General features: G+C 59.6%; 22 protein-coding genes and 3 pseudogenes. 12 read left to right on the forward strand and 13 right to left on the reverse strand.

From position 1 onward, the window contains the following. Positions 1-153 precede the first annotated feature (153 nt). The 10 genes from GCT13_RS27110 to GCT13_RS27160 all read left to right on the forward strand — a co-directional run bounded on the left by GCT13_RS27110 (position 154) and on the right by GCT13_RS27160 (position 10,118). Positions 154-1,893, forward strand: coding sequence for a copper resistance system multicopper oxidase (locus tag GCT13_RS27110; protein WP_087739494.1), 1,740 nt, complete (start codon positions 154-156; stop codon positions 1,891-1,893). After that, entirely contained in the window at positions 1,890-3,101 is a 1,212-nt protein-coding gene (locus GCT13_RS27115; protein WP_087739493.1) for a copper resistance protein B, read from the forward strand. Before GCT13_RS27110 ends, GCT13_RS27115 begins: the two co-directional genes overlap by 4 nt. An 85-nt stretch (positions 3,102-3,186) precedes the next feature. Then, positions 3,187-3,444, forward strand: coding sequence for a heavy-metal-associated domain-containing protein (locus GCT13_RS27120; RefSeq protein ID WP_087739492.1), 258 nt, complete (start codon positions 3,187-3,189; stop codon positions 3,442-3,444). Positions 3,445-3,523: 79 nt separating this feature from the next. Continuing rightward, positions 3,524-4,468: a dicarboxylate transporter/tellurite-resistance protein TehA gene (tehA, locus tag GCT13_RS27125; RefSeq protein ID WP_087739491.1), complete on the forward strand. Its 945-nt coding sequence runs from the start codon at positions 3,524-3,526 to the stop codon at positions 4,466-4,468. A gap of 609 nt (positions 4,469-5,077) precedes the next feature. After that, positions 5,078-5,359, forward strand: coding sequence for a hypothetical protein (locus tag GCT13_RS27135; protein WP_087739490.1), 282 nt, complete (start codon positions 5,078-5,080; stop codon positions 5,357-5,359). Between the two features lie 64 nt (positions 5,360-5,423). Then, a complete protein-coding gene (locus GCT13_RS27140; RefSeq protein ID WP_087739489.1) occupies positions 5,424-5,774 on the forward strand; it encodes a carboxymuconolactone decarboxylase family protein in 351 nt (116 codons plus the stop codon). Positions 5,775-5,850: 76 nt separating this feature from the next. Next, positions 5,851-6,519 carry a cupin domain-containing protein gene (locus tag GCT13_RS27145; protein WP_087739488.1) on the forward strand — a complete coding sequence of 223 codons (669 nt, stop codon included), beginning with the start codon at positions 5,851-5,853 and terminating at the stop codon, positions 6,517-6,519. A gap of 2 nt (positions 6,520-6,521) precedes the next feature. Beyond that, a complete protein-coding gene (locus GCT13_RS27150; RefSeq protein WP_087739487.1) occupies positions 6,522-7,676 on the forward strand; it encodes a flavin monoamine oxidase family protein in 1,155 nt (384 codons plus the stop codon). Positions 7,677-7,732: 56 nt separating this feature from the next. Continuing rightward, positions 7,733-8,749 (forward strand): alcohol dehydrogenase, encoded by a 1,017-nt coding sequence (locus GCT13_RS27155; protein ID WP_087739486.1) that lies wholly within the window; start codon positions 7,733-7,735, stop codon positions 8,747-8,749. 139 nt (positions 8,750-8,888) lie between these two features. Further along, on the forward strand, positions 8,889-10,118 hold the full coding sequence (locus tag GCT13_RS27160; protein WP_087739485.1) for an MFS transporter: 1,230 nt from the start codon (positions 8,889-8,891) through the stop codon (positions 10,116-10,118). Between the two features lie 29 nt (positions 10,119-10,147). On the opposite strand, the gene gcvA is transcribed toward GCT13_RS27160, so the two are convergent. Beyond that, positions 10,148-11,065: a transcriptional regulator GcvA gene (gene gcvA / locus GCT13_RS27165; protein WP_087739484.1), complete on the reverse strand. Its 918-nt coding sequence runs from the start codon at positions 11,063-11,065 to the stop codon at positions 10,148-10,150. A gap of 494 nt (positions 11,066-11,559) precedes the next feature. Between gcvA and GCT13_RS27170 the strand changes: the two genes are divergently transcribed. Continuing rightward, on the forward strand, positions 11,560-12,333 hold the full coding sequence (locus GCT13_RS27170; protein ID WP_087739483.1) for an SDR family NAD(P)-dependent oxidoreductase: 774 nt from the start codon (positions 11,560-11,562) through the stop codon (positions 12,331-12,333). A gap of 241 nt (positions 12,334-12,574) precedes the next feature. Here the strand turns inward: GCT13_RS27170 and GCT13_RS27175 are convergent. The 4 genes and pseudogenes from GCT13_RS27175 to GCT13_RS27190 form a co-directional block, all read right to left on the reverse strand. After that, positions 12,575-12,806: pseudogene (locus GCT13_RS27175) on the reverse strand (DDE-type integrase/transposase/recombinase); the annotation flags it as partial. 267 nt (positions 12,807-13,073) lie between these two features. Next, the gene (locus GCT13_RS27180; protein ID WP_087739482.1) at positions 13,074-14,000 is read right to left on the reverse strand and encodes a LysR family transcriptional regulator; all 927 of its coding nucleotides are present in this window, start codon (positions 13,998-14,000) and stop codon (positions 13,074-13,076) included. Between the two features lie 12 nt (positions 14,001-14,012). Continuing rightward, the gene (locus GCT13_RS27185) at positions 14,013-15,308 is read right to left on the reverse strand and encodes an MFS transporter (protein WP_087739481.1); all 1,296 of its coding nucleotides are present in this window, start codon (positions 15,306-15,308) and stop codon (positions 14,013-14,015) included. Further along, on the reverse strand, positions 15,305-16,648 hold the full coding sequence (locus tag GCT13_RS27190; protein WP_087739480.1) for a tetratricopeptide repeat protein: 1,344 nt from the start codon (positions 16,646-16,648) through the stop codon (positions 15,305-15,307). The genes GCT13_RS27185 and GCT13_RS27190 overlap by 4 nt, the downstream gene beginning before the upstream one ends. 165 nt (positions 16,649-16,813) lie before the next feature. Between GCT13_RS27190 and GCT13_RS27195 the strand changes: the two genes are divergently transcribed. Continuing rightward, positions 16,814-17,647, forward strand: coding sequence for an AraC family transcriptional regulator (locus GCT13_RS27195; RefSeq protein ID WP_087739479.1), 834 nt, complete (start codon positions 16,814-16,816; stop codon positions 17,645-17,647). Between the two features lie 131 nt (positions 17,648-17,778). Here GCT13_RS27195 and GCT13_RS27200 read toward each other — a convergent pair whose 3' ends face one another. The 8 genes and pseudogenes from GCT13_RS27200 to GCT13_RS49535 form a co-directional block, all read right to left on the reverse strand. Then, positions 17,779-19,212, reverse strand: coding sequence for an amino acid permease (locus GCT13_RS27200; RefSeq protein WP_087739478.1), 1,434 nt, complete (start codon positions 19,210-19,212; stop codon positions 17,779-17,781). A 378-nt stretch (positions 19,213-19,590) separates the two neighbouring features. After that, positions 19,591-20,844: a MalY/PatB family protein gene (locus GCT13_RS27205; RefSeq protein ID WP_087739477.1), complete on the reverse strand. Its 1,254-nt coding sequence runs from the start codon at positions 20,842-20,844 to the stop codon at positions 19,591-19,593. 696 nt (positions 20,845-21,540) lie between these two features. Next, complete coding sequence (gene ppnP, locus GCT13_RS27210; RefSeq protein WP_087739476.1) at positions 21,541-21,861, reverse strand: pyrimidine/purine nucleoside phosphorylase; 321 nt, start codon at positions 21,859-21,861, stop codon at positions 21,541-21,543. A 302-nt stretch (positions 21,862-22,163) separates the two neighbouring features. Next, positions 22,164-22,967: a pyrroline-5-carboxylate reductase gene (proC, locus tag GCT13_RS27215; protein ID WP_087739475.1), complete on the reverse strand. Its 804-nt coding sequence runs from the start codon at positions 22,965-22,967 to the stop codon at positions 22,164-22,166. A gap of 474 nt (positions 22,968-23,441) precedes the next feature. Further along, positions 23,442-24,485, reverse strand: a complete 1,044-nt coding sequence (locus tag GCT13_RS27220; RefSeq protein WP_087739474.1) for a zinc-dependent alcohol dehydrogenase family protein — start codon at positions 24,483-24,485, stop codon at positions 23,442-23,444. 212 nt (positions 24,486-24,697) lie between these two features. Beyond that, positions 24,698-25,177: an Lrp/AsnC family transcriptional regulator gene (locus GCT13_RS27225; protein WP_087739561.1), complete on the reverse strand. Its 480-nt coding sequence runs from the start codon at positions 25,175-25,177 to the stop codon at positions 24,698-24,700. Between the two features lie 399 nt (positions 25,178-25,576). Beyond that, positions 25,577-26,116: pseudogene (locus tag GCT13_RS27230) on the reverse strand (substrate binding domain-containing protein); the annotation flags it as partial. Further along, positions 26,005-26,572, reverse strand: a pseudogene (locus GCT13_RS49535) (hypothetical protein); the annotation flags it as partial. The pseudogenes GCT13_RS27230 and GCT13_RS49535, both read right to left, overlap by 112 nt.

A 26,572-nucleotide genomic window follows, 5' to 3' on the forward strand; every position in this document is an offset into this window, starting at 1 on the left:
CGGTGCATGAAAAAAAATCGACCACGTGACAGCGTTTGCAACAGCTCTATTGACATTCCAACGATAGGAAGCCCTACAGTCCCGCCGTCTCATCGAAAAAACCAGTCGAGAAATCTCATGGCTTACCGACTGCCGTAGATCACGGAGAATTAAATGCAAAGTCGTAATCCACCAACCAGTACGTCGCGGCGGCGCTTCGTTCAAGGCGTGGCCTTGGGCGGTGCCGCTGCTACACTTGGCCTACTCCAGTCCTCGCGCACCTGGGCGCTGAACAGCCCCGACCAGCCGACCGTGTTGAGCGGTACCGATTTCGCACTGGATATCGCCGAGACCCCCGTCAACTACACTGGCCATTCACGTCCGGCCACGACCATCAACGGCAGCCTTCCCGGGCCCACGCTCCGCTGGAAGGAGGGGACCACAGTGACGCTGCGCGTGACCAATCGGCTACGGGTGCCAACTTCCATTCATTGGCACGGCATTCTTGTTCCAACTGAAATGGATGGGGTGCCTGGCCTCAGCTTTCCTGGCATCGCACCGGGCGAGAGCTTCGTCTATCGCTTCCCCGTGCGGCAGGCCGGCACCTATTGGTACCACTCGCATTCACGCTTTCAGGAACAAACGGGGGTGTTCGGCCCGCTGGTTATCGAACCCGCTGGACCCGATCGCATTGCGGTCGACCGCGACTATGTCGTCATGCTCAACGACTGGTCCGACGATGACCCCGAGCACATTTACGCAACGCTGAAGAAGTCGGGCGATTACTACAACTACGCCATGCCCACAGCCCCGGATTTCTTCCGCGACGTGGGAGAGCATGGGCTGAGTAATGCTCTAGCGAGGCGCAAGATGTGGGAGCAGATGCGTATGAATCCGACCGACTACAGCGACGTGTCGGGACAGATCTATACCTATCTGACGAACGGACACTCGCCGGCCGACAATTGGACGGGACTTTTCAAGCCCGGCGAAAAGGTGCGACTGCGCTTTATCAACGGCTCTTCGATGTCGGTCTTCGACGTGCGCATTCCTGGCCTGAAGATGACCGTGGTCAGCGCCGACGGACAGGACGTGGAGCCGGTGAGCGTGGATGAGTTCCGCATTTCCATTGCTGAAACCTACGACGTGATCGTCCAGCCCGAAGACGACCGCGCGTACACCGTGTTCGCCCAATCGATCGACCGCAGCGGCTACGCGCGAGGCACGCTCGCTCCGCGCCCAGGCATGCAGGCGGACATTCCGAAAATGGATCCGGTCGGCTGGTTGGACAAGGCAGACATGATGGGCGCAATGATGATGGGCGGGATGCATGGGCAAGGGGGAATGTCGGGGAAACCCGGGATGGGGATGATGGGCATGATGGCCGCGACGCCGCCCGCGCATCACGCTCGTACCGAATATGGCCCCGGTGTCGACATGCGTGTCGATATGCCACGCACCAATCTCGACGACCCGGGCGCAGGTCTGCGCGGCAACGGTCGCCGCGTCCTCACCTATGCCGATCTGCATACGATCGGCGGGTCGCTGGACCCGCGCGAGCCGAACCGCGAAATCGAACTGCACCTTACCGGCAACATGGAGCGGTTCATGTGGTCGTTTGACGGAGTGAAGTACTCCGATGCAAAGCCGGTTCACTTAAGAACTGGGGAGCGCGTGCGCGTCGTGCTCGTCAACGACACCATGATGAATCATCCGATCCACCTGCATGGCATGTGGAGCGAGCTGGAAAATCCGTCCGGTGGTTTCCAGGTGCGCAAGCACACTATCAACGTGCAGCCTGCGCAACGTATCGCCTATGGTGTGACGGCCGATACGCCGGGACACTGGGCCTACCACTGCCATATGCTCTATCACATGTTTGCGGGCATGTTCCGCGAGGTGGTCGTGTCATGATTAAAACCCGACAAACTACCGCCATGGTCCCGCGGCGCTTTCTGTGGCTCGCGGCGGGACTGCTGGCCGCGCCGGCCCTATCCATCGCCCAGGTGGCTCAGCCCCCCGCCGGCAGTTCGATGCCCTCGACGAACGCTTCGTCGCATGATGAAAATTCGATGGGCGGCATGCAGATGCCTCCCAAGATGAACTCCATGCAAAACGGCGACGCAGCGCCGCACGACGAGCATTTGATGCCCGGCATGCAGATGCCTCCCAAGATGAATTCCGTGCAAAACGGCGACGCGGCGACGCACGACGAGCATTCGATGCCCGGCACGCAGATACCTCCCAAGATGAACTCGATGCAAAACGGCGACGCGGCGACGCGCGACGAGCATTCGATGCCCGGCATGCAGATGCAGCCCATGATGGGCTCCATGCAAAACAGCAACGCTGAGCCGCATGGCAACGGCAAGAATCCGATGCCCATGCGAATGGGGTCCATGCAGGGCGGCAGCGCACCGCCCAACGCGCGCAGCCCCGACTACTCCGAAGGTGCCAGCGCCAGTTCCGAGCCGGGCATGGACATGGACGACGCCGCGCCACTGGGCATGCTGCAATTCGACCAGTTGGAAGCATTCCACGACAAGGACACTAATGGACTGGCTTGGGAAATGCACGGATGGTACGGCAGCGACAGCAATAAGCTGTGGGTCCGCAGCGAAGGAGAACGTAGTGGCGGCCGCTTCGAAGATGCTGATGTCGAGGCGCTCTGGAGTCATGCAGTCGCGGCATATTGGGACACGGAACTCGGCATACGCCAGGACTTCGGTGATGGACCGTCTCGCCATTGGGCCGCATTCGGTGTACAGGGCATAGTGCCTTACAACTTCGATATCGAAGCCACCGGCTACGTGGATCCAACAGGCCGAACCGCTGCCCGCGTGCGCGCGGAGTACGACATGCGCTTCACTCAGCGACTGATCCTGCAACCGGACCTCGAGATCAACGCGTATGGGCGGTCGGATCCTGCCAGGCGCATCGGCGCTGGAATCTCCGACGCCCAGCTCGGGTTGCGTTTGCGTTATGAGATTAATCGGCGCGTCGCGCCCTACATCGGGGTCGAGTGGAAGCGCCGCTTCGGCGGCACAGCCGATTTCGCCCGTGAAGATCATCAAGCCGTCTTCGATCAACACTGGGTCGCCGGCATTCGCATTTGGTATTAGCTGCAACAAAGCCCCTTGACATTCCGATGATTGGAAGCCGGATAGTTCCAACGTCTCATCGACAAACCCCTGTAGGAGAAATCTCATGATTGCCTTTGAAGTAAATGACATGACTTGCGGTCACTGCGTCAGCTTGATCACGAAAGCGCTGAAGGCCGTGGACAACGATGCCAAGTTCACCGTCGACCCGGCCAAGCACCTGGTGACGATCGAATCGACCGACGCCGATCCAAACGAGCTGCAGGATGCCATTGCGGATGCCGGTTACACGCCCGTGCGGATCGATGATGCGAACGCCAACGCCTGCACTCAGGCGAAGAGCTGCTGTGGACAACAGCAATAAGGTTTGCTCGCTCACAGCGTCGCCCTCTCGCGATGAACACCATCATTGCGATACGGCGACGCCGACGACGACACGCCTTATGCAGATATGCCGGACTCACATTCCGGCGTCCCACTTCGGCACAGTCCTGGGTGTCTCCGGTCTCGGGCAGGCGTGGCGCATGGCGGCACGCCTATGGGACCTCCCGCCCGCCGTTGCCGAAGCGCTTCTGGCCATTGCGGGATTGGTCTGGACCATACTCGCCATCGGCTACTTGTGGCAAGCCATCCGGAACTTCGAAGCCGTCAAAGCCGAGTTCCTGCATCCTGTGCAGGGAGGCACGCCTGCGTTGTTGGCGGTATCCACTTTGCTCGTTGCCATGGCAGTCCTTCCATACTCGATTACCGTGGCGTGGTTTCTAGCCATAAGCGGCATCGCATGGCACCTGGGCTTCTCCCTCTGGCACACAGGCACGCTATGGCAGGGCGGCAGGAACTCGGAGGACATGGTGCCGACCCTGTATCTGCCGACCGTTGCCGGCAACTTCACTAGCGCAGCGGCGCTTGGTTCGTTAGGGTCCCCGGACTGGGGTTGGCTATTTTTAGGTGCCGGACTGTTCTCATGGTTGGCCCTCGAATCCCTGGTAATCCATCGGCTATGGCATTCAACAGCGATACCCGCGTGTCAGCGCCCTCTCATTGGCATTCAGTTCGCCCCGCCGGTCGTTTGCGCCATGGCTTGGCTGGCATTGTCCCCTGGTAGCACGGACCACTGGCTTCTCATGCTCTGGGGTTACGGACTTTTCCAACTGCTGCTTGGCCTACGCCTCGGATTGTGGCTCGGCGTGCAGTCCTTTATCCCCGCCTACTGGGCCTATACGTTCGGTATCGCCGCCGCAACGGTCTGCAGCCTCAAGCTAGCGCAGTCGGGCGTGCGATCGGCGCAATTGCTGGCTATACCCGTATTCGTCGGCGCCAACCTGTTCATTGGCTACCTTGCGATACGGACGGTCCGCCTGCTCATCAAAACGTGGTCATCCCATTAGCGGGGTACCCTCCTCTGAGGACTGATTCGGCGCCGGCTGGGTTCATCCTCGCTCGCTGGCCCCGAAGGTTTTGCGCGAGCCTTCGGTGGCAACCGAACACTCGCGTGCTCTTCGCGCCGCCGCATATGTGCTTGCGGATCGGTGCCCGAAAAACCGCACACAAAAGCTGACGTTGAGCCATATCTAAGTTCCATTGTGGACTGGGTCACTCCTCCTGCCAAGCAACTCGATCGCCCTCAATAGCCGCATGCGTCGCCATCGAACCATCGCCGCACACGGCACCATTTCTATTCGCCACTACAACAAACACTTTGTCAGGCAGGAACTGAGAGCGATCTGAGAGGTGGCGAATCTACCACCGCAAATTTTTTCTTTCCATCAGCGACACTAAATCTCGTTTGCGGCGCCCCATAAATCAGCGAAGAATTCACCTCAGCGAAACGCAGCGTTACGGAAGGGACACGCAGCCAGCATCGCTTCGGCGCGATATGAATCGGTATGTATCGTTTTCCGTAGGCAGACTTTATCGGCGTCGTGCTGCCGATTCATTGCACTGCAATCGCAGAACACGAAGGTCACCCATTGCATAAACAGGACAGGAGCAACGAAATGGTCTATCTGCAGATTATTCTCAAGGTCGCAAATGCAAATCGGGCAGCTGCCGCGGGGGTCTACGAGAAATACAAGGCCCCCTTCCTCAACACCATCGCCGGCGCGAAGTCGAAGCAACTGCTGGTGCGCGATGAGGACGTGCAGGTGATGCACGGTTTCGATAGCGAAGCGAACGCGAATGCCTACTTGCAGAGCGAGTTGTTCACCGCGGACGTCGTCGGCGGGCTCAAACCCCTGCTGGATGCAGCGCCGGACGTGCGTATCTATCAAGTCGCCTGATCCCCATACAGCAATGTGCTGCGCTGGCACCTAACCTCTTATTACCTTCTGGGAAGATACCAAAATGATGAATGACTGGAACGACTACCGTGCTTCTTTGCTCGCGCGCGTCGCAGACTACGCGGAGCTTAGCCCGGAAGTGATGAAGGGCCTCCACATGATCGAAAGTTCGCCCGAAAAAAACGGCACGCTCGGCCCAAAGATTCACGAACTGATCTCGCTGGCCGTGGCCGTCACCACACGCTGCGACGGTTGCATCTCGGTGCATACGAAGAAAGCCGTCGAACTGGGCGCGACACGCGAGGAAATTGCTGAAGCGCTGAGCGTGGCCATCGCAATGAACGCAGGACCCGCCCTGGTCTACACGGCGCACGTGTTCGAAGCCCACGCGCAACTGGTCAATACGAATACCTGAATCACCTCTGTACGCGGTCGGCCGCCGATAGTGGGTAAGCCGGCCGTTCATTTTCGGCGTTTGCGGTAAGACATCCATGCTTGTAAATGCAGATTTTTCGCGCCCAGTCGTCGTCACACCAGACCGTTACGACTGGGTCGCCTCCCCTCAGAGCGGCGTCGAGCGCGTGATACTCGACAGAATTGGCGAGGAACAAGCCCGGGCAACCAGCATCGTGCGGTATGCGGCCGGTTCACACTTCCCCGGCCATGCGCACCCGCGAGGAGAGGAGATCTTCGTCCTGTCCGGCACGTTCTCCGAGCGCGACGACCACTATCCGGCCGGCTGGTATCTGCGCAACCCGCCAGGATCCATCCATCAGCCGTCCAGCGCCGAGGGCGCGATCATTTTCGTCAAGCTTCGGCAAATGCACCCGGGAGAACACCACCGAGTTCGCATCGACACACGCGATCCCGGATTCTGGCAGCGCCAAGGTCGGCGCGAGGTATGTCCTCTGTTCTCATCGGATACCGAGCAAGTTTGTCTGCAACGCCTATCGGCAGGCGAAGCATTATTCGACGGCCAGATAGACGGCGCCGAATTGCTGGTATTGGCCGGAAATCTAGTAGTTGGGAAACGGCCCTGTGATCGGGGCAGTTGGGTACGATTACCCGTGGGTAAGTATCCCGAGATCGTCGCCGGCCCACAAGGAGCGACCTGCTACCTCAAGACCGGTCACCTGGCTAATCGGGCCGCGGAGGCATAGGCATGAGAGCAGCGCGCATCGCCATTATCGGGGGTGGACTAAGCGGTCTGTATGCGGCTCTTCTTCTCGAGCAACAGGGCATCGAAGACTACGTGTTGCTGGAAGCACGCTCCACGTTTGGCGGTCGCATTCTTTCCGTGTCGCCCGCCGGAATGGATGAATCAGGCCAAGATACATCCGATACCTTCGACCGCTTTGACTTAGGGCCAACGTGGTTCTGGCCCGAGTTTCAGCCTCAGTTCGATCGTCTCGTCAGCAGTCTAGAACTTGAACGGTTCGAACAGCATGACGTCGGCAGCATGATTATCGAGCGATCGTCAAACGAGGGGCCTTTGCGGGTCCACTCCGGCCACGCTGCATCGCCCCGGTCGATGCGTCTGGTGGGTGGGATGAACGCACTGGTAGCGGCCCTGTGCAAAAAGCTCCCGCAGGACCGCCTCTCTGTCGGTCACAGCGTCAAGCGCGTCCGCCATAGCGGTCAACAAATCGAAGTCGATGCTGAGGATTCGCGCGAACGGCTTATCACTTACCGCGTGCAATTCGTGTTGCTTGCCGTCCCCCCACGCTTGGCGACATCCGCGATCGACTTCACGCCGCCATTGCCGGATTCGATCTCGCGCGCCTGGAGCAATACGGCTACCTGGATGGCATCGCACGCCAAATATGTCGCTGTCTACGACAGGCCATTCTGGCGCGATCGAGGACTTTCCGGCGAAGCCCGTAGCGCTGTGGGACCGCTCGCAGAAGTCCACGATGCCTCGATGCCGGGCGGCAGCGCCGCACTGTTCGGCTTCTTCGGCGTTCCCGCCCACACGCGCAAGCGTGTGCCGGAGCAAGAATTACTGCTCCACTGTCGAGCGCAGTTCAAGCGCATGTTTGGCGCAGAGGCTGAGCAGCCTAAAGCGGAGCTGATCAAAGACTGGGCCGCCGATCCTCTGACCGCGACGGCGGTCGACCTCGAAGGCGCAGCAGGACATGGCGCGGCGCCGCAGGCGACCGTCACGTCGTCACCGTGGCATGGACGTCTGGTGGGAATAGCCAGCGAATGGTCAGTTCGGTTTCCTGGTTATGTGGCAGGCGCCATCGATGCCGCAACCATCGGCGTACGCGAGGCAATCCGTACCGCGGCAGTAAACGGTTGGGGCGTCGGAGTGTAATAGCCGGGCGTCGCAACCAGGAATCGTCTAATCCCCCTACTCTTTGAGACACGAGCATGAACAGCACATATCGAGCAATGCAGTTGAGCCGGCCTGGATTTCTTGAACTGGTCGAACGACCGAGACCCACTCCAGGAGCGGGCGAAGTTTTGATCGAGGTGGAGGTATGCGGAATTTGCGGCGCCGACATCGGCCAGATCGACCGAGCCGATCCCAAATCGAAGCCGCGCGTGCCAGGACATGAAGTGATCGGACGAATTGCTGCCATCGGGGCGGCAGTACCAACGATATGGAAGATGGGGCAGCGCGTAGGCGTCGGCCGCCTCGGCGGCCATTGCAACGAATGCGACCAGTGTCGACGCGGGGAATTCCAACTTTGTCGGAATCAGCCGGTCGTTGGCGTAACGACCGATGGCGGCTACGCCGAAGTGATGATCGCTCGCAGCACTGGCTTGGTTTCGATTCCCGACGAACTCGACTCCGAAGAGGCGGCGCCCATCTTGTGTGCGGGCCTTGCCACCTTCAATGCACTCAAGAAGTCAGGGGCCGAAGCGGGTGATCTCGTGGCCGTGCTGGGCATCGGTGGGCTTGGGCACATGGCGTTGCAATACGCGCGAAAAATGGGCTTCAAGGTCGTAGCCATCGGCCGCGGGAGGGAGATTGTCGACGATGCATTGGCACTGGGCGCGCATGTCTATATCGACACGAATGAAGACGACGCCGCTGCCAAACTCCAGGAGATGGGAGGCGCGCAAGCTATCGTCACGACGATAGGCCACGCCGCCACTGTATCCGCGTGCATTGCGGGCCTCGCCCCACAGGGCAGATTGATCGTGCTGGGCGTGGGCAAAGATCCGTTACCTGTCGCAAGCGGCCAACTGGTCTCCGGAGAAAAGAGTGTCATCGGGTCAATGACAGGCACTCCCTACGAGAACGAAAAAGCGCTGAATTTCAGCGCGCTGACCGACGTTCGGCCAATGATCGAAACCATGCCACTGGAAAACGCGCTTGCCGCCTATGAGAAAGTGAAGAGCGGCGATGTCAAGTTCAGGATGGTCTTAGTCATGCGATAGAAAAACGCATGTTAGTGGGCACCACCCATAATCGCGATGCCGACCGCTGAGCCGGGGTTCTAGCCCAGCGGTCGCCGAACATAGCCGATGCTTCTTCGCTTCGCAACGCTCGCCAGTCCGGGCAATCTAGACCGAACCTATGCCACACGGCCAATCCTCCCCCCCGACCACGTCGCCATTGTCGTCCTCTTACGTTCACGCGAAAGGCAATATCACAAGGCTCACCGTCGCGCAGGCATTTGCCGGCGCGAACTCGGCGATTATCTACTCGACGGGCGCAATCGTCGGGAATGCGCTTGCCCCGAGTCACGCGCTGGCGACACTCCCTATCTCCATCTTCGTAGTGGGGATGGCGGCTTGCTCGCTACCCAGCGGCGCCATCGCGCAGCGCTATGGCCGCCGGACAGCCTTTCTGACCGGCACAGGATGCGGCATGCTTGCCGGCTTGCTTGCAGCTTTGGCGGTAGTAGTGAGCGCTTTCTGGCTCTTTTGCGCAGCAACCTTCTTCGGCGGGGCCTACGCCGCGGTGGTCTTGTCCTTCCGCTTCGCGGCCGCGGATTGCGTCCAGTCAGAGCGGCGTCCGCGTGCACTATCGTTCGTCATGGCCGGCGGTGTCTTCGCGGGCGTGATTGGCCCGCAACTCGTCACCTACACCGTGAACTTGTGGGCGCCTCATGCGTTCGCTGCGACATTCTTGGCGCAAGCAGCCGTCGCCGCAATATCGGCACTTATCCTTTTTGGTGTGCGTCTTCCAAAGACTTCGACGACGGCGGCGCCCGGTGGCCGTCCAATCAGCATCATCGCTCGCCAGTCCAGGTTTGTGACCGCAGTTGTCTGCGCAACCGTCTCATACCTGCTGATGAACTTCCTCATGACGGCGGCACCACTTGCGATGCAAATGTGTGGCCTGCCGCAGACGTCGTCCAACCTTGGGATTCAATGGCACATCATCGCGATGTATGGTCCCAGCTTCTTTACCGGGCGTTTGATCACGCGCTTCGGGGCACAAAAGGTTGTTATGACGGGCCTGATACTCATCGCTCTTTCCGCCGTCGTCGGGTTGGCGGGCGTCGATGTCGCGCATTTCTGGCTCACGTTAATTCTGCTCGGCGTAGGGTGGAACTTCGGCTTCGTGGGGGCGTCGGCTCTCGTACTCGAATGCCATAGACCGGAAGAAAAGGCCCGCGTGCAGTCGCTCAACGACTTCATTGTCTTCGGGACGATGACCTTCGGCTCCTTGCTGTCGGGCGGTCTCCTGACCTCATATGGCTGGAACATGGTGCTCTCGTTGTCATTCATTCCTCTTGCGTTGGCGATGTTTGCTCTGATCGTCTCGGCGACAGCATACCGGCGCAGCGTCGTCAGTTGATCGGCTCTACGACGCGAGGCAATGACCGATTACTGTGCCGATGCCGCCTCCTGGATTAACCATTCGCGGAATGCCACAAGCTTGGGCAGAGACGAGCACTCTCCGCGGTAAACGATGTAGTAAGCCAGTTCGGAGGTCCACTTTACCTTTGGGAACAATTGGACCAGCCGGCCGGCGGCCAGATCGTCGCGGGCCAAGACGCTCCGCGCCAGCGCTACGCCATGACCGTCCACCACTGCTTGCAACACTGCGGCCGAGTTATTGATCCGCATCCCCCGCCTCGCATCGACGTTCTCTACTCCCGCCCGCTTAAGCCAATCGCTCCACGATGCGAATCCGAGGTGGGTATCGACCGACAGATCGTGTATCAGTGCTTTGCCGGCGAGGTCAGTGGGTGTCCTGAGCTTGCCGTTTTTGGCGAGCCATGCGGGAGAGCAAACGACGTAGACTTGCTCGTCCATCAGCTTTTCCGCCACGAGGCCTGGCCAGGAGCCGCGCCCATACCGCACACCGATATCGATGCCCTGAGCGGTGAAGTCGACCAGCTTGAGGTTCGTGTCGAGCCGAACGTCGGTCTCCGGCCACATTTCGTGAAACCGCTCTATCCGCGGCATCAGCCACTTCCCCGCAAACGATGGACTAACCGCGACCGTCAACACACCGTTCCTGGAGCCTTCGCGCAAGCGATCCAATCCGAGTGAAAGCCGATCAAACCCTGCGCGAATATCAGGCAACGCACGCTCCGCCGTCTCGGTCGGAATGAGGCGGGAACGGCCGCTTGTTCCTCTATGAAATAATGGTGTACCGAGCCACTCTTCGAGCGAGCGAACCAATTGACCCACTGCCGCAGGCGTCACGTTCAGTTCCGCTGCCGCAGACGAGAAGCTTTGGTGCCGAGCGCTCGCTTCAAACGCTCGAAGCGCATTGAGATGTACGGGACCCTTCATGCAAAGATAAACTTCATTGGGAGTTCAAGGGTAAAAAGGGCCCGAGGACTATCCCAGGGCACGTCTCTACTGACGTTTCCGTGCGGGACCAGTGCGTCATAGTATTCGCCCTATGGAGGCACTTCAGATCCGACGTTGCAGTTTGAGCACAGGATATCGCTTTCTGTGGCGCCCGCAATAGAAAGTTTTTCTGTCAATTCGACACACTTTATCTCATTTGCCCACAAGAACAATTCAGCGAAGAATCCGCACTGGGTCGACGATGGTGAGGCCTGTTCCTGGACCGACGTCCGATGCACGACTGCGACTAGTTTTGCTTCTAGTTGTTGTTGGCTTTGATAGTGTCCTTGCCAAGTGAGAAAAGAGGTAGCGGTCGTTCGAACGTTGCGGCTCCGTCGCATCGGCGCAACTGAGATCCGTTTCTTCCCGGCCGTGAGCGCGAGTCCAATTCATTCAAACTTAAGCCTGCCAAGTAGCGGGCGGAGGCATTTCAAATGAGCAATCAATTCAAGGGCAAGAAACTGCTGGTCGTCGGCGGCACCAGCGGAATGGGGCTGGAGACGGCCCGTATGGTTCTCGCCGAAGGCGGCAGCGCGGTAATTGTGGGCCACCGCGCGGACAAGGCCGAAGAGGCGCGCAAGGAATTGGCCACATTGGGCCAGGTAACGCTATTGATGGCCGACCTATCGAGCAACGACGGGCTGGCCGCTCTGCTCAAGGCGATCGACGAGCAGTACCCGGATATCGATCTGCTCGTCAATGCGGCCGGAATCTTCTTTCCCAAGCCGTTCCTGGAGCATCAGGACGCAGACTATGATCAGTACATGAAGCTGAACAAGGCGTTTTTCTTCATCACGCAGAAAGTCGCCGCCAACCTGGTCGCCAGGGCTCGCCCCGGCGCGATTGTAAATATCGGCTCAATGTGGGCAAAGCAAGCCATCGCAGCAACCCCGTCGTCCGCATACTCCATGGCCAAGGCTGGTCTGCATTCGCTGACTCAGCACCTCGCAATGGAACTGGCACCCAAGCACATCCGGGTCAATGCAGTGTCGCCAGCAGTAGTCCAGACGCCAATCTACGAAGGCTTCATTCCGAAGGCAGAAGTGCACAGCGCGCTGCAGGGTTTCAATAGCTTTCATCCCATCGGCCGCGTGGGCACGCCGCAGGATGTCGCCGAAGCGGTCACCTTCCTGCTCTCGGACAAGGCAAGCTGGGTAACCGGCGCCATCTGGGACGTCGACGGCGGTGTGATGGCTGGCCGTAACTGATATCCACCGAGACAAGACGCTCGTTTCCCGGTTGTCCTTCCGACAACCGGCGGCATTGCTCAGCTACTGCCGGCTCACCGACAGCGCCCGCTACTGTCTCAACTCCCTCGGGGCGCCCCCAAGCCGAGCGTCTTTCCCCGCATCCGCCCGGGCGGTGGGTTCGTCCCGCAGGCGCATAACGCTCGACCCGCCGCATCCCAGTCGACAGGCGGCATGGAAGTCGATTGATGTGTGCAGCGTTGCCGGGACGTGAGAAGTCGATCTCTACGACGTTCTCGTATGCCCATCGATCCCAGCGCCTTCGAGATGAATTCGGACCCGCTATCTGCCTTGATCAGGCGCGGTATTGGCCGATCTGATGTGATGCGATAGAAAGCGACAACTACGTCTTCGCCTTTTAGCGACGCCCCGACACCGATATCCAGACACTCACGTCTGTAGTTGTCGACAATCGTCAGCGTGCGCAGGGCTCGCGTCTTACGTCGTCTACCGGAAGGAATGTGCTGCGTTGCCGAGACTTTTCGCGTTTCGTGATTGGCTCCTTAGCGAGGCTTGCGTCGACTGGCATACGAACTAGGTTGGTCATCCGCTCATTTCGAGTGACCGCTTTGTCGATATACGATTATCGAATGGGCGCCAGCCAGCGCTAGCGCGATCGCGTCAGTCCCGCGATGTTGCTACCGGCATCGGCTATCTCGTGAGGCGAGTCACCCCGTTGCGAGGCTTCTGTATTCATTGGGTCACTCCCGGTCCGTTTGGTCGGCCACCATCCGTTGCGCTGGCGCCCAGAGATCGTGCGCCATCTTCAGGAACCCGGCGATATAGGCGACATCTTCTTCGCCCTTGCGGACCCCGACATTGATGCTCTTGCTCAAGCCATGCTCGCCGAGCCGGATGGTCCGCACAGGCAACCCGCTCCCCTCCTCCGCCACGAGCCAGTTCGGTAAGACGGCGATGCCGCGACCGGCTGCAACCAGTTGCAGCATCAGTTCAGTCTGCTCGGCCGTCCGATGAAATTTCGGCTTGCAGTGCGCGGGCACCAGAAAGCGCGTGAAGATGTCGAGGCGCTCCTTGCTCACGGGAACCGTGATCAGTTCCTCGCTCATCAGGTCCTGAGGCACAGCGAACTCCCGTGTGGCGAGCGGATGGCGCTCCGGCACCACCAGCATCAACTCATAGTCGATGACGGGAGCGAACGTGATGTCCGGCACGTCGATCGGGTCGGGCGTGATGAGCAGATCGATTTCGTACCCAAGCAGCGCGGCAACGCCGTCAAAACGGAATGCGGTGCGCACATCGAAATCGACATCGGGCCAGGCCGCGAGATAGTGCGGCGTGAGCCGGGTAAGCCATTTCTGGCACGGATGACATTCCATGCCCACGCGCAGCGCTCCACGGCGACCCTCCGCGAAATTCGTCAGCGTCCGTTCCGCGTGCTCCATCTGCGGTATCACGCGCCCGGCGAGGCCAAGCAGATATTCGCCGGCGTGTGTGAACCGCAGTCCGCGGCCGTTCTTGGTCCAGAGCTTGACGCCATGCCGCTCTTCGAATTTTCGAACCATGTGAGAGAGCGCCGACTGCGTCACATTCAACCGGTCGGCCGCCGCGGTCACGCTGCCGAGGCGATCCACTTCCATCACGATCGAGAGGTACTGGAGGTCTAGCATCCCTGTTCTCCATCAGCGCAACGCTTCGGTGCTTCGCGGGCGATCGACGCTATCGGTGCACTGCATCGGCTCCCGCGACGATCTCGCTTTTCGCAAAGTGAGCGCAAACCCGGCCAGACCCAGCACCGGTCCCGGCACCAGCAGCCACATCGCATCGAGTCCGACATGTTCGAAAAGCGAGGTGCTCGCTCCAATCGATAACACCGTGATCGCAAAGCCAATCGAGTTCTGGATCGCGAGCGCGCTTCCCACGAGCGCGCGCGGACATGCGTCGGCAGCGAGCGCGGAAAACTGCGGCGAGTCAGCGGGGGCCGACGCGCCCCAGATCAGCAGAAGCACTGCCATCGTTTCGGGAGCCAGGTGACGCCAGCCCAAAGCGAAGACGAGCCCACATAGACCGGATATCGCGAGTGCGCCTGTCGCCACCTTCGCACTGCCGAGGTATCGCGACAGAACGCCGCCGAGCACGGAGCCCAATGCGCCAATCCCGATCACAATGAATGACATCGCCGACACACTGAGACCCGCAAATGCACTCGTCAGAGACGTATGGGAAATCAGCAGCGGCACAGCGGTCCAAAACGCGTAAAGCTCCCACATGTGGCCGAAATATCCGAGCGTCGCGGCCCGGAACCGGCGAACGCGAAACGCGCTGAGTAGGGATGGCGGCGACGTCGCTGGTGTCTCCTTGTTGCGCGCGGAACGGGGCGACACGACAGAGTGCGGCCCATCGCCGAGCGCGCCGATAATGCCGGCCCCACCGACAGCAAGCAACGACGACGCGGAAATGACCAGCTGCCATGAGAGACCCGCTCCCAGTACGCGCATCGCGTGGGGTAGTGCGGTGCCGAGTATGAGCATCCCGACAAGCTGCGCGAGCGCCTGACCCGTGCGATTGGGTGCCCAGCCGATGATCAGCTTCATTCCCATCGGATAGATACCGGCGAGGCAGATACCGACGCCGAACCGGAACAGCGCGCCACTCACGAGACCGGTCGACAGCCATGCAAAGCCAAGGTTGAACAGCGCACCGACGACGGCGCTGCAGACGAAGATCCTGCTCGCGCGAAAACGATCGGCGGCGCCGCTCAGCGAGACGACGAGTGTGCCGAGGATGAAACCGAGCTGCACTGCGCTCGTCAGCCAGCCGATGTCAGCCGCGCTGATGTGCCAGATTTTCACCAGGTCGCCGGCAGTACTGTTTGCACTGAACCACAGTGCAGTACCGAAGAGTTGCGCGATCGAGATTGCGGCGACCGGGCCTATCCCTTGAACGAGCAGTTTCCGCACGCAAGTCGCCCCGATCATCGATTCGCGAGGGGCGCCTGAGCGCTGCGCAACTGGTCGAGCCACCGCTCGTCGCGAGGGGACGGACGACGATGCAGCCGCTCGTTGAGGATCGCATGCGCTTTCCCGGCCTCGCCGCTTCGCATGAGCGCAACCAGAAGCGTGTCCTCGACGACCTCGCGCTGCGCGCCGCTTCCGCCGATTCGCACGACGTCTCGCGCGACCGGCTCGAGGATCTCCGCGGCGAGTGCGTACTTTTCTTCGGCGAAGGCCAACGACGCGCGGCAGATCGCCGGGACGACGGGGCCGGCCGGAAGCTTGCCTCCGTCGATGAGCCTGTTGAGCACGGCAACGCGTTGTTCGACGGCTTTGCTGTCGCCCGTCGCCGCGGCTACCAGCGCCATGTGGAAGTCAGCGAATGGAAACCCCGCTTCCTTGAAGTAATCTGACGCGTACTTTGCGGCGGCGTCCCACATGCCCGCCGGAACAGCGTGGCCGTAGGCCTGCATGCGCCAGAGAAACGACGACGTGTCGCTGACGATGTTGATCGGCGTGCCGAGCGACGCAGCCGGCGCGACATGCTCGTTGTAGATGGCGAGCGCCCGCCCGGTGTCTGCCCGCTCAAGTGCGATGAGCGCGCTATGCCATGCAATGTGGCCGTGAAGCACGCCTGTCTTGTCGTACTCCGGCAGCCAGCCGGTGATCATGTCTTGCGCCTCGTCGTTCGCACCGGACTCGTACAGCACGTGGGCGACGGCGTGCGCCGCGTTCACGTTGTGTCGCCGCAATTGCAGCGCGCGTTGCGTGAGCGCGCGTCCGAGCTGGAGGTCGCCGTTTTCGCCGTGCGCCCATCCTCGATAGGTCAGAAACCACCAGTCGTCGGCATCGAAGTGTTTCGCGTGGCGTTCGCACAGGTCGACGCGTGCCTGGTCGTGGTCGGCCATGCCGGAAAACGCGAAGAGGCCGAACGCCCCAAGCGGCATCGACAGGATGACGATGTCCCGCGGCCAGCGGTCGGTGTGCGCGAGCGCGGCAGTGAGTGCCTTGGCCGCCTGTCCGTTGATGGCCAGCGACAGCACGTCGACGTGGCTGCGCTCACGTTCCGTCCCGTTACGGGCGACGAGATCGAGCGCCTTCGCGATCTTTGCGCGAGCCTGAGCCGGCTGCACGCTGATCGCATGCAGGCGCGCGCGGGCGGCGTACGCCAGCGCGAAATCGGGGTCGGCCGCGATCGCCTCTTCCAGTGCTTCGCCGGCGCCCGGCCACAGCGACAGCAGCAGGTCGACACCCGTACGGTATCGCTCTGCGGCGAGGTCGGATGTTGTCGAAAGCGGCAGATCGTAGCGGTCGAGGCGGCCCATAAATCGGTTACTCCGGAAATTTGTTAGCAATCGGGCGCGGCTGTCGGCTGCGGTCGGCCCTGTCGCGCATCAATACGCGGGACTGTCATTAAACCAGGTTTTCCCGTGACAGTATTTCGACTGGTAGTCAAAATGTATAGAACATCTGCCAATCGGACGAACGACATGAACTGGGAAACAATCGAAGCCCCGGCGGACGCCATATCCCCTGCACCGCTGACAGTCCGCGCGCAGTTCATCCCGGCGCGTCACTTCTTTCCGGAGCACTCGCATCGCTGGCATCAGATGGTCTACGCGATTTCCGGAGCGTTGACGGTGATATCGGAAGGCGGGTCGCTCGTGATCTCCCCGGAGCAGGCCGTGTGGCTGCCGACCGGGCTCCGTCACAAAGTGGGCTCACTTCTCGGCGCTGAGTTTCGCAGTCTGTGGATAGCCGAAGAGACCGGTCGCGCGCTCTCAGGCACGGCTCCGATGGTGTTCGCTGTTTCGCCGCTGCTGAAGGCACTCATCATCGAAGCGGCGGCCATCGAGGGACGGCAAGACGATGACGGCTACGCCGGTCGAATCACCCATCTCATTCTCGACCAGCTCCGGCGAACGCGGCCTCTGCCGACGGCGTTGCCGTGGCCGAGAGACGGCGCGCTCGCGACGCTTTGCGAAGCGCTTTATTCAGATCCGGCAGACCCGCGTGGACCGGAAGACTGGGGGTGCGTCCTGGGAATGTCGGCCCGTACGCTGGCGCGACGTTTCGTCAGCGAGACGGGCATGAGCTTGCGGTCATGGCGCCGCCGAATGAGGCTGTTCAGGGCGATCGAACTGCTTGGCGGCGGCATGGGCGTCACCCGCACAGCGATGGAGCTTGGCTACGGCTCGACATCGGCGTTCGTATATGCGTTTCGTCTCGAGATGGGCAGTAGCCCGCAGGCGTATATGCGCGGTCGTGGCGAGGAAGTGGGAAACCGGTCCGCGTCGCCGACCGCCCGGGTCGGCAGCGAATGATGGCAAACAAGTGCACGGCATGCGCCAATGCATTGAGGGCGGCTGCCACGGTGGTCCGTGGCAGTCCGCCCTCATAGGCTTAATGAAGTCGCGAAATCGATTCGACGCTCCGCGCGGGGGTCGGGTGGCCGTCAGGCCAGCTGATCCTCGGGCTTGACGGCATCGACTTCGTCACGCGCCTGAGACGTGTCTTTGCGGACGTAGAACCGGTAGGCCGCATACACGACCAGCACCCAGACGGCCGAAACAACCAGCGACATGCGCATATCCGGCAGGATCGCGATACCGACCAGCACCGCCACCACGAACGCGAGCGCGATGTAGTTGCTGTATGGGTAGAACGGCATCCGGTACGCGATCTGGTCTTCTTCGCCGTTCTGGATCTTCAGCTTCCGGAACCTGAGATGGCTGATGACGATGGAACCCCATGCACAGACCAGCGCGAACACTGTCACCGAAGAAAAGAGTTCGAACGCCTGCTCAGGCATGATGTAGTTCAGCAGCACGCCCGCGAACATCGCGGCAAACACCATAAGGATTGCACGGTGCGGCACCTTGCGTGAATTGGTGACGCCGAGAAAGGCCGGCGCGTTCTTCTGCAGCGACAGGTTGTAGAACGTGCGGCTGTTGGTGAACACGCTCGCGTTGACTGCCGACAGCACCGCCATGATCACGACCAGATTCATGATGCTCGCTGCGGCCGGAATGCCGATCTTCGTGAAGACCTCGACGAACGGGCTACCCTTCGTCGTCAACGACGTCCACGGGAAAACCATCAGCAGAACTGCGATCGCACCGACGTAGAAAATCAGCAGTCGCCAGAACGTCGCATTGACGGCCTTCGGCATCGTCGTTTTGACGTCCTTCGCTTCGCCGGCCGCAAGACCGAGATTTTCGACGCCGCCGAACGAGAACGCGACCATCACCACCGCGAGGAATGTGCCGCTCGCCCCCTTGGCAAAGAATCCGCCGTGGCCGACGAGGTTGTGATAACCGATGGGCACACCGTTGTTGCCGATGCCAAACACGATCATGCCGACGCCAAAGATAATCATCGCGACGATCGCGATCACCTTGACGAGCGAGAACCAGAACTCCGCCTCGCCGTATATCTTGACGCCGATGATATTGACGACAAACATCAGCGATACCGCGGTGCCGGCCGTCACCCAGATCGGAATGTGCGGGAACCAGAAATGAACGTAATTGCCCAAAGCATTCAGGTCGGCCGCACTGGTGGCCAGCAGAAAGATGAATGCGTTCCAACCGTTCAGAAAGCCTGCGAAGCGGTGAATGTAGCGGTTCGAATACGACACGTACGAACCGGACACCGGCTCTTCCACGGCCATTTCACCGAGTGCGCGCATGACGAAGTAGATGGCGATAGCGGCAAGCAGAAAGACCAGCAGAATGGCCGGGCCAGCTGTTCTGATTGCCCAGGAAGATCCGTAGAACAGTCCTGTGCCGATTGCGCCGCCAATGGCAATCATCTGGATATGGCGGTTCTTAAGATCTCTTTTCAGATCTTCCCGCTCGTATGTCTGTACCTCGATGCTCTTGCTCATGTCACCTCCAAAGAAATTAATCGTTTGTAGTTTTTTTAGGTTTAAAGATCGTTGAAACGCTGATCTCAGATGTGGTGTTTGTCCGTGCGAATACCGCTACGCACTACTATTTTTTTCAAACCTCAAACCTCAAACCTCATCTCCCGTTGCATCGACCTCGTGATTTGTGAAGCCGATGTCCCGACTGCATGCCGTGTTCTCTCAGGTCATGGCATACATCGGTTCTCTAGCCCCGATGGTCAGGGTCAATCGCGGCTGTTCGAGTCAGGTCGTCTAAAGGAGCGCACCGTGCACGATGGTCGTGTGCCACGGGCTACTTTCAGCACTGTGTTTTGGTCGCGCGCCTTCATGGGACGAGATCTGGCGCGCTCCAGCAGTTCAGAGTTCAGCGAGCGCGGTCGTCAGGCGGCGGATTGCTTCGTCCAGCGTGGAACGCGGACAGCCAAGGTTTGCACGCATATACCCATGCCCCTCGATGCCGAACTTCGGCCCGTTATCCAGCCAGAGCCGCGCGTCGATCAACATGAAATGTTTGAGGACATCAGGGTCCATCGCGAGTCCCCGGCAGTCCATCCAGGCGAGGTAGAGCGAATCGGCAGGTAGAACCTCGATCTTCGACGTGAGGCCGTGGACCGCATTTCGGAAGTACGCGTGATTTTCACGCAGATACCGCAGCAATTCTTCGAGCCACGGCTCACCGCGAGAATAAGCAGCTTCGGCCGCGACCATCCCCAGCGTGTTGACGGATGAGTACATGTTCCTGTCAAACTGCCGACGCAATTCCTCGCGAACGCAGCGGTTGGGTACGAAGAGATTGGCGCTCTGAAGTCCCGGCAGGTTGAAGGTCTTGCTCGGCGCCGTGCAGGTGATGCTGTTCTCCGCAAACGCTTTCCCGAGCGACGCAAATGGGATGTGTTTCTTGAATGGATTCACAATGAGATCCTGGTGAATCTCGTCCGAGACCACGAGCACGCCATGCCGCAGGCAAATTTCCCCCATCGTACGCAGTTCGCCTTCTGACCAGACGTTGCCCGTCGGATTGTGCGGATTGCTCAGAATGAAGAGTTTCGTGTTGTGCCTGATCGCTGCCTCGAACGCCTTTTCGTCGAAGCGATATACGGTTCCCGTGCGCTCGAGCGGCGCATAGGTCAGCTGGCGCCCGTTCAGCAGGACATCGTCGTGAAAATGCGCATACACGGGCGGTTGAATCAGGACCGAGTTGCCCGGTGAAGAAAATGCCTGAATGGCCGTTTTCAACGCGGTGATGATGCCGCTGGATTGAAGCACCCATTCGCTCGGGACCTCCCAGCCAAAGCGCTTTGCCTGCCAGCCCGTTACCGCGGCGACGTAGCTTTCGGTCGCTCCGCGCGAATACCCGAATACACCGAACTCGACGGCCTCATGCAGTGCATCGATGACGACTCGCGGCGCCCGGAAGTCCATATCCGCGACCCACATCGGCAACGGGTCGGCCGCGAACTCCTCTGCTGTGAGCAAGCTTTCGCTAAACGCCCACTTCAGCGAATTGGAGCTTTTGCGGTCGATAACTTCGTCGAAAATCGAACCGACTTTTCCGGCACCTGCGGCGCCGCTTACGGGCATTTCACAATGAAGCTTCACGATGACTTCCATCCGCAATAGACGGCACGCCGGCGGCGTGACCTCGAATTGCGGCTAGAGTAGCAGCGCGAAATTCTGGGCAACAATGGTATGTTCTCATGGAGCAGTGAGCATAGCTCATGAATGCCGGTCGGCCTTGTGTGAGAAGGGTTTCAGACGGCGAGCGCGACGATGAATCGCGACACCATGTTGAATACGGCGACGGTTGCAACCGCTTCCACCGTTTTCGATTCTCCAAAAATGCCTTCAGTTGCTCGATCAGGTTGGCTGTCGACCACGACCTGCGCGCCTGCCGACCGAACAAAGCGTTGTCTATCAACTCCGACCTGATTGCTTCCGCCTACTTGTGAGTGCCGCCCGCGTCGAGATACGTCGCAAAGTGCACGCATGCCTTACCACGTGAAACAATACCGGTGTCATTTCCTTCACTCTCCGACGCGTGCGTCGCGTTCCTGGTTCGCGTCCGTTTTGTCGAGGGATTGTACGGTTAGCGCGCGCTGCATAGGTTGTGAAAAAGCCGAACCGGCGCGCGACGGGCCGCATACCGCGCTACTGCGGGCAACCTGTCGTCGACGATACGCGAATACCGTTCCAGCGATGTGAGTGGGACGTCTGGCTTGGCAGTGAACCTAGGTGACGCACTACGACGGCCAGCATCCGTGATGTAAAGTCCCAAACTACCGACGCGCTCCGCACGAGCATTCGACGTCACAAGTAGTTGCAGACGTAGTCAAGCGTTTCGATCACGTGGATGTCGAAGCGACTGTTACCGGGCACTGCGAACGACTGACCGGCGCTGTAGGTGTGCCATTCGCCGTCGCCTTCTATGCGGATGCGACATTTGCCGGCCTGCACGTCCATAACTTCGGGTGCCTCGGTGCCGAAATTTAGCGTTCCGGGAAAGATGACGCCGAGCGTCTTCCGAGTCCCGTCGGCAAACAGCACAGTATGCGAAACACACTTGCCGTCAAAGTAAACGTTGGCGCGTTTGATAACGGAAACCTGATTGAATTGAGTGTCGAGTGTCATGACGACCTTCCTGTGAGCATTGGTGATGAGATGAGATTGGGCGGGTCTGGCGCATTAAGGATCACCCGCGTATCAAGAGCGCTACATCGACCGGTCCATATCCGGTCATCATTCTGACGGTGAGGAGTCGGTGTTATTGTTCAATTTGGAGAAGTTCGGCAGTTGTCAAGATTCAACGCAGTTGTCCGCACGCTCCTTGTTTGCATTTCAACGCTTATTCCACATGCAGTCGTTGCTCTGCAATCCGGATCGCCGCAACTCGCGGCTCCATTCAGGATGGTCTCGCCGCGACGTGCCAAGATTTACTTTCCCTCGCTCAATTCAATTGCTCGATGGCGCGCCGCTTGTGCGGCCTTGACGATCGCATCTTTCACTCCGTGCGATTCCAGCGCGCTAATCGCCGCGGCTGTAGTGCCTCCCTTCGAAGTTACACGCTGACGCAGGATTTCGGGCGACTCTTCCGAGACCGCGAGCAACTTCATGGCGCCACAAAAGGTCTGGGTCGCAAGGCTCATAGCGTCAGATTGGGAGAAACCAAACTGCCTAGCGGCTTCAATCATAGCCTCTACGAAATAGAAAACGTACGCGGGGCCGCTGCCCGAGATCGCTGTCACGGCGTCGATATCGGATTCGGCTGTGCACCAGAGTATCTCCCCAACGGAGCAGAACAATTCGTCCATGACAGCTCGCCATGCGATCTCAACCTGTGGCGTCGCGAACAGTCCAGTCATGCCAGCCCTCGCAAGAGCGGGGGTATTGGGCATTGCCCGGACGATTCTGGAGTAGCCCCCCAACCAACCGGAGGTACTGCTCGTGCTGACACCAGCCGCAACGCTCACTATCAATTGATTTTTGAGCAGCGGTTCAAGCTTGAGGCAAACATCCGGCACCACATTCGGCTTCACAGCCAAAACGATGATGTCGTTCTCGCCGATCTGCTCGTCGATGACGTTGCATACTGAGCACTTGAATTCCGCGCGCAAGGATTCAAGCAATGGCTCTTCCTGGTCAACCACGTGAATTTGCCACTGGTCACTCGATGCGAGACCCGCAATGAGCGCGCGGGCCATATTTCCGCCACCGACAAACGCAATGCTTCTTGCCATACAGCTCTCTCTCCCATAGTTTGACTGATGCCTCCCTCGTCCGCGAGGGACCCGTCCAAATAGCTTCTCCAACTTACAGGAGCACAAACCCCTGACCGCTCCGACACGATTGGTTTTTGGCGCCTATGCGAGTGTCATCAAGGCCTCATAGCCTCCTGCTGCCGTGGTCACCGAACGCTCTCTGAGCAGGCGCTCAAGCGTGCAGTCCTCGTCGCCGTTGGTGAGCGTGCGCCGTCGGTGGCACGCACGGCACCGTTCCGCGCACCGAGAGCGCGTAGGTGTTGCGTTCGCCCGTCAGCCCCGGCAGGACGGCCGGGGCGTCCGCGAGCGCGTAGTCGAGACAGCCGCCGCAGCACGCCGCGAACGCGGGCTCGCGTTTTGCGCTAAGCCATGCAGCCGGCTTTCCTGAACGAGTGGTCGTGGACGCTACCTTCAGTGAACTAACGCCGCCCGAAGGCGGTTCAATCGGCCAGCCTACTGGAACTCTGTAATGACTGTCACGCCAGCGGCTTGGAATTCATCCATACGCATCAAAGCTTCGATGGACTCCTTGAGACTGATCCGCTTTCCAATCAACTTCTCGGGTGCAAGCTTGCCCGAGTGAATCATGTCGAGCATCACGTCGTAGCGGTACGCCTGCATGCCGTGGCTTCCGATGATCTCGAGCTCGTTGGCCAGCACCTTGCCCATCGGGACTGCTGGCGTGCTGTGCTCGGCAAGCATCAAACCCACCTGAACGTGTTTTCCGCGCTTCCTCAGGCTGTTGATCGAGTTTGCGCAGGTCGCAGAATGGCCGAGTGCGTCAAGTGATACGTGGGCCCCACCGCGCGTCAGTTCCCGAACCTGCTCAACAACATTCCCGCCATTTGCAGCGTTGACCGTGGCCACGGCCCCCAGCTCGCGAGCGAGTTTCAGCTTGTCCTCTGCGATGTCTACTGCGATTACATTGGCACCAATAGCGTTCGCGATCATGATTGCCGAGAGACCGACGCCCCCGCAGCCATGAACTGCCACCCATTGCCCGGCGGACGTTTTTCCTTGATCGACGACGGCACGGAAGGACGTAACAAAGCGGCATCCTAGGCTGGCCGCTGTGTCAAAGCCAAGGGAGTCCGGCAGTGCCACCAGGTTGAGGTCTGCACGGTGGATAGAAACGTATTCGGCAAACGATCCCCAGTGCGTAAAGCCCGGCTGAAACTGGTGGTCGCAGACCTGCTGATTGCCGGAGTGGCACTCTGGACAGTGCCCACACCCTGCCACGAACGGAACGGTCACGCGGTCACCTGCTTTCCAGCGCTTCACGTTTTTGCCGACGGCCGCGACGACGCCGGCCAGTTCGTGTCCCGGAACGTGGGGCAGCACAATATCAGGATCGTGCCCAACCCAAGCGTGCCAGTCACTCCGGCAAACGCCGGTCGCCATGATTTTCACCACGACACCGTGGTCTTCCGGAACAGGATCGGGGACGTTTTGCAGCCGGGGGGCAGTGGAAAAGGACTCGTAAACTACCGCTTTCATACTCGCTGTCTCCAAAGGAATGCTGCAGATATTTTGAAGACTTCCGTGGAAAAAGCTTTTCAGATTTTGTCGGAGGCGGGTCAGATTATGAAAGAATCATTCACGGCATCCCGTCGGCTGAAAGTTTCTTGCAGCCTCGTTGGGCGCCAGCCTGGAATTGTGACGGTTCAGCTCAACGTCGAGGCCGCCGCGCAGCCGCGTCGCCGGCCTACTCACAATCCGATCAGATTCGCGATAGGCAGCTGGTGCGTTTCCTTCAATTCCCGCAAAGACAAATTCGACCGGATGCTTGAAACGCCCGGCAACTTTCGCAACACTCGCTCAACGAAGCGGCTGTAATCATCAAGGTCCCTAGCAACAACCTGTAGAAGGAAATCAGCCTCGCCAGTCGTGTTGTGGCAGGCAAGCACCTGTGGGCAGGCAAGAATTGCTCTTTCAAAGGCCGCAGTTACCTCATCGCCATGTTGCGTGCATACAATCTGCACGAATGCTACGACCCCACATCCGACCTTCCGACGGTTGACGATCGCTTCATACCCTTGAATTACCCCCTGCTCTTCTAACCGTCTCAGACGCCGCCAACATGAAGCGTCGCTTAGATGCAATTCCTCCGCTAATTTTGTATTCGACAGACGCCCGTCCATCTGCAATCTTTGAACAATCTCAGCGTCAACTCTGTCAAGAGGGTCCACGATGAAAGCTCCTTTCAAAATTTTAGTCAATTACGAAGGAGTCTATCAAAGGCCGCTCCGCGCTGCGCGCTCGCGGTGGCCCGACCAAGGTGGGTCGTGGACTACCTCGTTGGCACTCCTGGGGTCGTGCTCTCCCTTAATCCCTTCCATGAGTGGAGAACGCTTGCGCACACCCCATCGGGACCTACACCGACATCCAGCCCACGCCCGAATTGAGGAAAGTCATGCTCAGAAGAGTGCTTAACGCCTTCCATCGCGCGGCGGCGGCAGCGAGGCCTTCGCGCGACGTCCAGCACTCTCGTGTAACCGTCGAAAAATGACCGAGTTGCCACCACCCATGACGAAAAATCGTCGCAAGGCAAATCGGATTGCTGTAACCGGCGTTCGACGTATTCACGGTCAGGCCGCGTTCGGTTCGCGGGCAATCGCGTTCAAAGCCTCGACGTCGCGCGCGATCATCTCCGGCACCTGTGCGCGAAGCAACTCCACCCAAGTCCGCACCTTCGCATCGGTGAATTTGCGCGATGGATGCAACGCATACACGTTCATCTTCTGCAGGACGTGGTCGGGCAATACTCGCACGAGCGTACCGTCGCGCAGCGCATCGAGCGCCGAGTACACCGGTAGTATGCCGACCCCGATACCGTCTCGAATCGCGAGCGCAAGCGATTCGGCCGTATTGGTCTGTACTGGTCCCGATACGTGCATCCGATCGATACCACCGGGCCCTTCAAGCACTCATTCGTGCGTCGGGAATGCGGGCGTCTGTAACGACAGGCACGCATGCGCACCGAGATCACGTGGATAGACAGGCACGCTGTGTCGCTTCACGTAGTCCGGCGACGCGCATAGGATGCTGAAGGTCGAGCCGAGCATGTGCGATCCGAGGTCCGAATCGGGTAGTGACCACGCGGCCACCACGGCCCGACGACGTGAACCCTTGGCGGGATGGATGAAGATGCGAATTGCGCTGGCCTTGGGCAGGCAGTCAGAAGAATATCTTTAAAATCGCGAGAAACGCGAGCAAACCTACCACTCCATACCAGAGTTGCTTCCGCGTATCGAACGCATAGTGCATAAACAGATTCATCAAGATCGGGCTGATTACGCCGCCTACAATGTTGCATACTTTTCGCTCCTTCGTCTGAGTCGTTCGAATTTTCGCTGCCGCGAACCGGGGGCTGCGGATCGACACGGAACACAACGACGATTTCGTCCTTGTGGATTTCGACGCGCTTGACCAGGCCCAGAACGATCTTGCGTTTCGTTTCAAGATCAATCGCATCAAGCTTTTCAGTGACAGCGGCTGCAAATTCCTCGAGCCGGTTGATGACCAGAAACAGTTCGCTTTGCATCGCTCCGTGGCGCCGTGATTCCTGGATCTGCTGTTCAATC

The organism is Paraburkholderia franconis, from assembly GCF_009362735.1.
Lineage (GTDB): Bacteria > Pseudomonadota > Gammaproteobacteria > Burkholderiales > Burkholderiaceae > Paraburkholderia > Paraburkholderia franconis.